Origin of the sequence: Mycobacterium sp. (assembly GCF_050701515.1) — a bacterium.
Taxonomy (GTDB): Bacteria; Actinomycetota; Actinomycetes; order Mycobacteriales; family Mycobacteriaceae; genus Mycobacterium.
On the sequence record NZ_JBOGDB010000286.1, the window covers coordinates 1 to 6,351 of the forward strand.

The window sequence follows — 6,351 nt, forward strand, 5'->3', positions numbered from 1 at the left end:
ATCAATTACCGGCTCGGCGCGCTGGGCTTCCTGGCCCATCCGTCGCTCGGGCCGGCCGGAGACGTCGGCAACTACGGGCTGGCCGACCAGCAGGCCGCGCTGCGCTGGGTGCGCGACAACATCGCCAATTTCGGCGGTGATCCGGGCAAGGTCACCGTGGCCGGCGCGTCCGCGGGCGGCATCTCGGTGTGCGACCACCTGGTCGCGCCGGGCTCGAAGGGGCTGTTCCGCGCCGCCATCATTCAGAGCGCACCCTGTCAGGCCCAGGCCGACCTGCCGACGGCAGAGCAGCGCAGCCTCGACTATGCCGCGCAGGCGGGGTGCGGCGACGCGGCCACCGCCGCGCAGTGTCTGCGTGCGCTGCCGGTCGACAAGCTACGAAAACCGGCTCTGTACTTCAATATCGGCAGCGATGCGCTGACCGGACCGGTCACCGGGACCAAATTGCTGCCGGTTGATCCGGTCACCGCGATTACTAGGGACGACGCTGCCCGGGTGCCGGTGCTGATCGGCACCAATCGGGACGAGTTCAGATTGTTTGTCGCCCTGCGGTATCTGCGTCAGGGCGAGTCCTACGCCACCGAACGATATCCGGAACTGCTGCGAGAAGCGTTTGGCAACAGGGCCATTGCCGTGGCCGAGCGGTACCCGTTGGACAATTACGGCGGCAGCGTGCCGCTGGCGTACTCGGCGGCGGTGACCGACGGCGTGTTCGCGTGCGTGACCGACCGGATGAGCGACGACCTCGCCGAGGTCGGACCCGTCTTCGCCTACGAGTTCAACGACCGCGACGTGCCGGCCCCAGACCCAATGCACACCTTGCCTTTTCCGGTGGGCGCCGGCCATTCGCTGGAGCTGCGCTATCTGTTCGACGTCGGCGGTCCTCCGGCGCTGAATCCGGAGCAACAACAACTGTCCGACGCGATGATCGACTACTGGAGCAAATTCATCACCGCCGGCGTACCCGCGGCGGCCGGTCAGCCGGACTGGCCGCCGCTCGGTGCCGACACCGCCGCTGCGCCGCGAATGTCGCTGCAGGCCGACGGCAGTCGCGCGATCACCGATTTCGACCAGATCCACCAGTGCCCGTTCTGGGTGAGCCCGGAGCGCTAGTTCGCGGGTGTCACCCAGCAGGTGATGTCGGCGTGCACCACCTCGGTGCCGGCCCGATCCGTCACGCTGACCGGAACGACCAGCTCGGTGCCCTCGGTGATCGACGAGAAGTCCGGCGGGTCCACCCGGGCCTCGGCGCGCAGCGATGTGGTGGCCTTCTCCAGGTATTGCACGGTCATCGCCTTGGGAATCCAGCGATGGCTCGTCGGCACGGTGGCCTCCATCAACATGCCCATCGCGATCTCAGCGGCGTTGCACGACGCGATCGCGTGCACCGTGTGCAGGTGGTTGTAGACGAAGAACCACTTGGGCACGGTGACCTCGGCGAGCCCGGGCTCCATACGAACCACGTGCGGCACGATCGAGGCGAAATAGGGCACCCGCACCATTGCCGCGGTGGAGAACAAGCGGGTGCCGCCGGGACGGCCGGCGAGGCGTTTCCACATCTGGTAGGTGGTGGTCGGAGCGGCCATGTCCAGCTACCTTACTCTGGAGTAAGAAAGCCCTCGCCGCGCACCGGCGGTGGGGCGGCCTTTCCCGTGGCCAGGGATTTGGATGCGCCTGGAAGATAGGGCATACTGGTCGGGTTGCCTTGGGCCGGGTTCGCGCCTGGTCGGGCATACAACCGGCGCCCAAACGGGCGCATCCGGTTCCACCCTCGAGTGTGTCGGATTTTTCCGGCGCGGGCGAGTGTGCGTGCGGGCGACACACCCGACCGCGGGGACCGGTGAACATCAGACAGGTAAACAGCGGCGGCAACCCCAGGTCCGGGCACGGGCCGGCCGAGTACGAAGCAGGAGCGAGGTAGGAGAAGCGTGGCGGGACAGAAGATCCGCATCAGGCTCAAGGCCTACGACCACGAGGCGATCGACGCCTCGGCGCGCAAGATCGTCGAAACGGTCACCCGTACCGGCGCCAGTGTGGTGGGCCCCGTGCCGCTGCCAACCGAAAAGAACGTGTACTGCGTCATCCGGTCCCCGCACAAGTACAAGGACTCGCGGGAGCACTTCGAGATGCGCACCCACAAGCGGTTGATCGACATCCTCGACCCGACGCCGAAGACCGTTGACGCCCTGATGCGCATCGATCTGCCGGCCAGCGTCGACGTCAACATCCAGTAGGAGACCAGAAGACATGGCTAGGAAGGGCATTCTGGGCACCAAGCTGGGCATGACGCAGGTGTTCGACGAGAACAACCGGGTCGTTCCGGTGAGCGTCGTCAAGGCCGGCCCGAACGTCGTGACGCGAATCCGGACGCCGGAGTGCGACGGCTACAGCGCCGTGCAGCTGGCCTATGGCGAGATCAGCCCCCGCAAGGTGAACAAGCCGGTGACGGGTCAGTACAGCGTCGCGGGCGTGAACCCGCGCCGCCACCTCGCCGAGTTGCGGCTCGACGACGAGGCTGCGGCCGCGGAGTACGAGGTCGGCCAGGAGCTGACCGCCGAGATCTTCGCCGACGGCACGTACGTCGACGTGACCGGAACGTCGAAGGGCAAGGGTTTCGCCGGCACGATGAAGCGCCACGGCTTTTCCGGCCAGGGCGCCAGCCACGGTGCGCAGGCGGTGCACCGTCGTCCCGGTTCGATCGGTGGCTGCGCCACCCCGAGCCGTGTTTTCAAGGGCACCCGGATGCCGGGCCGGATGGGTAACGACCGCGTGACCACGCAGAACCTGTTGGTGCACAAGGTCGATGCCGAGAACGGCGTGCTGCTGATCAAGGGCGCCATCCCCGGGCGCACCGGTGGACTGGTGATGGTCCGTAGCGCGATCAAGCGAGGCGAGAAGTAAATGGCCACTAAGACCCCGAAATCTCTGAAGATTGACGTAAAGACCCCGGCGGGCAAGAACAACGGTTCCGTCGAGCTGCCGGCCGCGTTGTTCGACGTGGAGCCCAACATCGCGCTGATGCATCAGGTGGTCACCGCGCAGCTGGCGGCGGCCCGTCAGGGCACGCATTCGACGAAGACGCGCGGCGAGGTGCGCGGCGGCGGCCGGAAGCCGTACCGGCAGAAGGGCACCGGCCGCGCCCGTCAGGGTTCGATCCGCGCGCCGCAGTACAACGGAGGCGGCGTCGTGCACGGCCCGAAGCCGCGCGACTACAGCCAGCGCACCCCGAAGAAGATGATCACCGCCGCCCTGCGCGGCGCGCTGTCGGACCGCGCCCGCAACGGCCGCATTCACGCGGTCACCGAGCTCGTGGAGGGTCAGACCCCGTCGACCAAGAGTGCCAAGGCGTTCCTGGCCAAGCTGATCGAGGGCAAGCAGGTACTGATCGTTATCGGCCGCAGCGACGAGACGGGCGCCAAGAGCGTGCGGAATCTGCCTGGCGTTCACGTGCTTTCGCCGGACCAGCTCAACACCTATGACGTGCTGCGCGCCGACGATGTGGTGTTCAGCGTCGAGGCGCTGGATTCCTACATCAGCGCCAACAGCGACCAGGAGGTTTCGGCCTGATGGCGACCGTCACTGATCCCCGCGACATCATTCTGTCCCCGGTCATCTCGGAGAAGTCTTACGCGTTGATCGAGGACAACGTCTACACGTTCATCGTTCACCCCGAGTCGAACAAGACCCAGATCAAGATCGCCATCGAGAAGATCTTCAAGGTCAAGGTCGCGTCGGTGAACACCGCCAACCGCCAGGGCAAGCGCAAGCGCACCCGCGCCGGATACGGTCGGCGCAAGAACACCAAGCGGGCCATCGTCACACTGGCCGAGGGCAGCAAGCCGATCGACCTGTTCGGAACACCGGCCTAGCGAGAGAAGCTGAGAGACAAGAGTTATGGGAATTCGCAAGTACAAGCCGACGACCCCGGGTCGCCGCGGTGCCAGCGTCTCCGACTTTGCCGAGATCACTCGCTCGGAGCCGGAGAAGTCGCTGGTGCGCCCGCTGCACGGCCGCGGCGGCCGTAACGCGCACGGCCGGATCACCACCCGGCACAAGGGCGGCGGCCACAAGCGCGCCTACCGGGTGATCGACTTCCGTCGGCACGACAAGGACGGCGTCAACGCCAAGGTCGCGCACATCGAGTATGACCCCAACCGCACCGCGCGAATTGCGTTGCTGCACTACCTGGATGGCGAGAAGCGCTACATCATCGCGCCGGAGGGCCTGGGTCAGGGTGACGTGGTCGAGTCGGGCCCGAATGCCGACATCAAACCCGGCAACAACCTGCCGCTGCGCAACATCCCGGCCGGCACCCTGATCCACGCCGTCGAGCTGCGGCCCGGCGGTGGGGCGAAGCTGGCCCGCTCGGCCGGTTCCGCGATCCAGCTGCTGGGCAAGGAAGGCACGTACGCGTCACTGCGCATGCCCAGCGGTGAGATCCGCCGCGTCGACGTGCGCTGCCGCGCCACCGTCGGTGAGGTCGGCAACGCCGAGCAGGCGAACATCAACTGGGGCAAGGCCGGCCGGATGCGGTGGAAGGGCAAGCGCCCCAGCGTCCGCGGTGTGGTGATGAACCCGGTGGATCACCCGCACGGCGGCGGCGAGGGCAAGAGCTCCGGCGGCCGTCACCCGGTCAGCCCGTGGGGCAAGCCCGAGGGCCGCACCCGCAAGGCGCACAAGCCGAGCGACAAGCTCATCGTCCGACGCCGGCGCACCGGCAAGAAGCACCACCGGTAGACGTAGCCAGGAGATCAGAGGATGCCACGCAGCCTGAAGAAGGGTCCGTTCGTCGACGACCATCTGCTCAAGAAGGTCGACGTTCAGAACGACAAGAACACCAAGCAGGTCATCAAGACCTGGTCGCGTCGTTCGACCATCATCCCCGACTTCATCGGGCACACCTTCGCGGTGCACGACGGCCGCAAGCATGTCCCGGTGTTCGTCACCGAGGCGATGGTGGGGCACAAGCTCGGCGAGTTCGCGCCCACCCGCACGTTCAAGGGTCACATCAAGGATGACCGGAAGGCCCATCGCCGATGACCACTGCACAGACCGAATTTCCGACCGCGACGGCGAAGGCCCGCTTCGTGCGGGTGTCGGCGACCAAGGCGCGTCGGGTGATCGACCTGGTGCGCGGTAAGTCCGTGTCCGAGGCGCTGGACATTCTGCGGTGGGCGCCGCAGGCGGCCAGCGAACCGGTCGCCAAGGCGATCGCCAGCGCCGTCGCCAACGCGCAGAACAACGATGGGCTGGATCCCTCGACGCTCGTGGTGGCCACCGTCTACGCCGACGAGGGCCCGACGGCCAAGCGCATCCGGCCGCGCGCTCAGGGGCGCGCTTTCCGAATTCGCAAGCGCACCAGCCACATCACCGTGATCGTGGAGAGCCGCCCGTCGCGCAGTGAGCGGGCCGGCCGGTCGGCCAGCGCCGCCCGTGCGCGCCGCGCGGAGGGCAGCAAGGCCGCCGCCAAGAAGGCACCTGCGAAGAAGGCACCTGAGAAGGCCGCCGCCAAGAAGGCACCTGAGAAGGCCGCCGCGAAGAAGGCTCCGGCGAAGAAAGCGGCCGCGAAGAAGGCTCCGGCGAAAAAGGCTTCGGACGAAGCGAAGGGAGGCTCGCAGTAGTGGGCCAGAAGATCAACCCGCACGGCTTCCGGCTCGGTATCACCACCGACTGGAAGTCGCGGTGGTACGCCGACAAGCAATACAAGGACTACGTCAAGGAAGACGTCGCGATCCGTCGGCTGCTGGCCACCGGCCTGGAGCGCGCCGGCATCGCCGACGTGGAGATCGAGCGCACCCGCGACCGGGTCCGCGTCGACATCCACACCGCGCGGCCCGGCATCGTCATCGGGCGCCGTGGCACCGAGGCCGACCGCATCCGGGCCGACCTGGAGAAGCTGACCGGTAAGCAGGTCCAGCTGAACATCCTCGAGGTGAAGAACCCCGAGTCGCAGGCGCAGCTGGTGGCCCAGGGCGTCGCCGAGCAGCTGAGCAACCGGGTGGCGTTCCGCCGTGCGATGCGCAAGGCCATCCAGTCCGCTATGCGGCAGCCGAACGTCAAGGGCATCCGGGTGCAGTGCTCCGGCCGTCTCGGCGGCGCCGAGATGAGCCGCTCGGAGTTCTACCGCGAGGGCCGCGTTCCCCTGCACACGCTGCGCGCGGACATCGACTACGGCCTGTACGAGGCCAAGACGACCTTCGGCCGCATCGGCGTGAAGGTATGGATCTACAAGGGCGACATCGTCGGTGGCAAGCGTGAGCTGACCGCCTCCGTCCCGGCCGGCGCCGACCGTCCGCGTCGCGAGCGGCCGTCGGGCAGCCGTCCGCGCCGCAGCGGCGCATCGGGTACCAC

At 67.4% G+C, this 6,351-nt stretch carries 10 protein-coding genes; 9 read left to right on the forward strand and 1 reads right to left on the reverse strand.

Annotation, left to right across the window (positions count from 1 at the left end; translation table 11 throughout):
• Positions 1 to 1,113: carboxylesterase family protein (locus ACRDU5_RS21300; RefSeq protein WP_526616975.1), on the forward strand; the 1,113-nt coding region annotated here is incomplete at its 5' end.
• Here the strand turns inward: ACRDU5_RS21300 and ACRDU5_RS21305 are convergent.
• Positions 1,110 to 1,586, reverse strand: coding sequence for a PaaI family thioesterase (locus ACRDU5_RS21305; RefSeq protein ID WP_526616976.1), 477 nt, complete (start codon positions 1,584 to 1,586; stop codon positions 1,110 to 1,112). The genes ACRDU5_RS21300 and ACRDU5_RS21305 overlap by 4 nt on opposite strands.
• Before the next feature lie 342 nt (positions 1,587 to 1,928).
• Between ACRDU5_RS21305 and rpsJ the strand changes: the two genes are divergently transcribed.
• The 8 genes from rpsJ to rpsC all read left to right on the forward strand — a co-directional run.
• A complete protein-coding gene (gene rpsJ / locus ACRDU5_RS21310) occupies positions 1,929 to 2,234 on the forward strand; it encodes a 30S ribosomal protein S10 (protein ID WP_003883485.1) in 306 nt (101 codons plus the stop codon).
• A 13-nt stretch (positions 2,235 to 2,247) separates the two neighbouring features.
• Positions 2,248 to 2,901 carry a 50S ribosomal protein L3 gene (gene rplC / locus ACRDU5_RS21315; protein WP_526616978.1) on the forward strand — a complete coding sequence of 218 codons (654 nt, stop codon included), beginning with the start codon at positions 2,248 to 2,250 and terminating at the stop codon, positions 2,899 to 2,901.
• A complete protein-coding gene (gene rplD, locus ACRDU5_RS21320) occupies positions 2,902 to 3,567 on the forward strand; it encodes a 50S ribosomal protein L4 (RefSeq protein WP_526616979.1) in 666 nt (221 codons plus the stop codon).
• Positions 3,567 to 3,869 carry a 50S ribosomal protein L23 gene (gene rplW / locus ACRDU5_RS21325; protein ID WP_526616980.1) on the forward strand — a complete coding sequence of 101 codons (303 nt, stop codon included), beginning with the start codon at positions 3,567 to 3,569 and terminating at the stop codon, positions 3,867 to 3,869. The genes rplD and rplW overlap by 1 nt, the downstream gene beginning before the upstream one ends.
• 25 nt (positions 3,870 to 3,894) lie before the next feature.
• Entirely contained in the window at positions 3,895 to 4,737 is an 843-nt protein-coding gene (gene rplB, locus ACRDU5_RS21330; RefSeq protein WP_526616981.1) for a 50S ribosomal protein L2, read from the forward strand.
• Positions 4,738 to 4,758: 21 nt separating this feature from the next.
• The gene (gene rpsS / locus ACRDU5_RS21335; RefSeq protein ID WP_526616982.1) at positions 4,759 to 5,040 is read left to right on the forward strand and encodes a 30S ribosomal protein S19; all 282 of its coding nucleotides are present in this window, start codon (positions 4,759 to 4,761) and stop codon (positions 5,038 to 5,040) included.
• A complete protein-coding gene (rplV, locus tag ACRDU5_RS21340; protein ID WP_526616983.1) occupies positions 5,037 to 5,621 on the forward strand; it encodes a 50S ribosomal protein L22 in 585 nt (194 codons plus the stop codon). Before rpsS ends, rplV begins: the two co-directional genes overlap by 4 nt.
• A partial coding sequence (gene rpsC / locus ACRDU5_RS21345; protein ID WP_526616984.1) for a 30S ribosomal protein S3 occupies positions 5,621 to 6,351 on the forward strand: 731 nt, incomplete at its 3' end. The genes rplV and rpsC, both read left to right, overlap by 1 nt.

Excerpts from the sequence above, each read along its gene's own strand:
- rplD (WP_526616979.1), top strand. The coding sequence starts at position 2,902 with ATGGCCACTAAGACCCCGAAATCTCTGAAGATTGACGTAAAGACCCCG.
- ACRDU5_RS21305 (WP_526616976.1), bottom strand. The coding sequence starts at position 1,586 with ATGGCCGCTCCGACCACCACCTACCAGATGTGGAAACGCCTCGCCGGC.
- rplB (WP_526616981.1), top strand. The coding sequence starts at position 3,895 with ATGGGAATTCGCAAGTACAAGCCGACGACCCCGGGTCGCCGCGGTGCC.
- rplV (WP_526616983.1), top strand. The coding sequence starts at position 5,037 with ATGACCACTGCACAGACCGAATTTCCGACCGCGACGGCGAAGGCCCGC.
- rplW (WP_526616980.1), top strand. The coding sequence starts at position 3,567 with ATGGCGACCGTCACTGATCCCCGCGACATCATTCTGTCCCCGGTCATC.
- rpsS (WP_526616982.1), top strand. The coding sequence starts at position 4,759 with ATGCCACGCAGCCTGAAGAAGGGTCCGTTCGTCGACGACCATCTGCTC.
- rplC (WP_526616978.1), top strand. The coding sequence starts at position 2,248 with ATGGCTAGGAAGGGCATTCTGGGCACCAAGCTGGGCATGACGCAGGTG.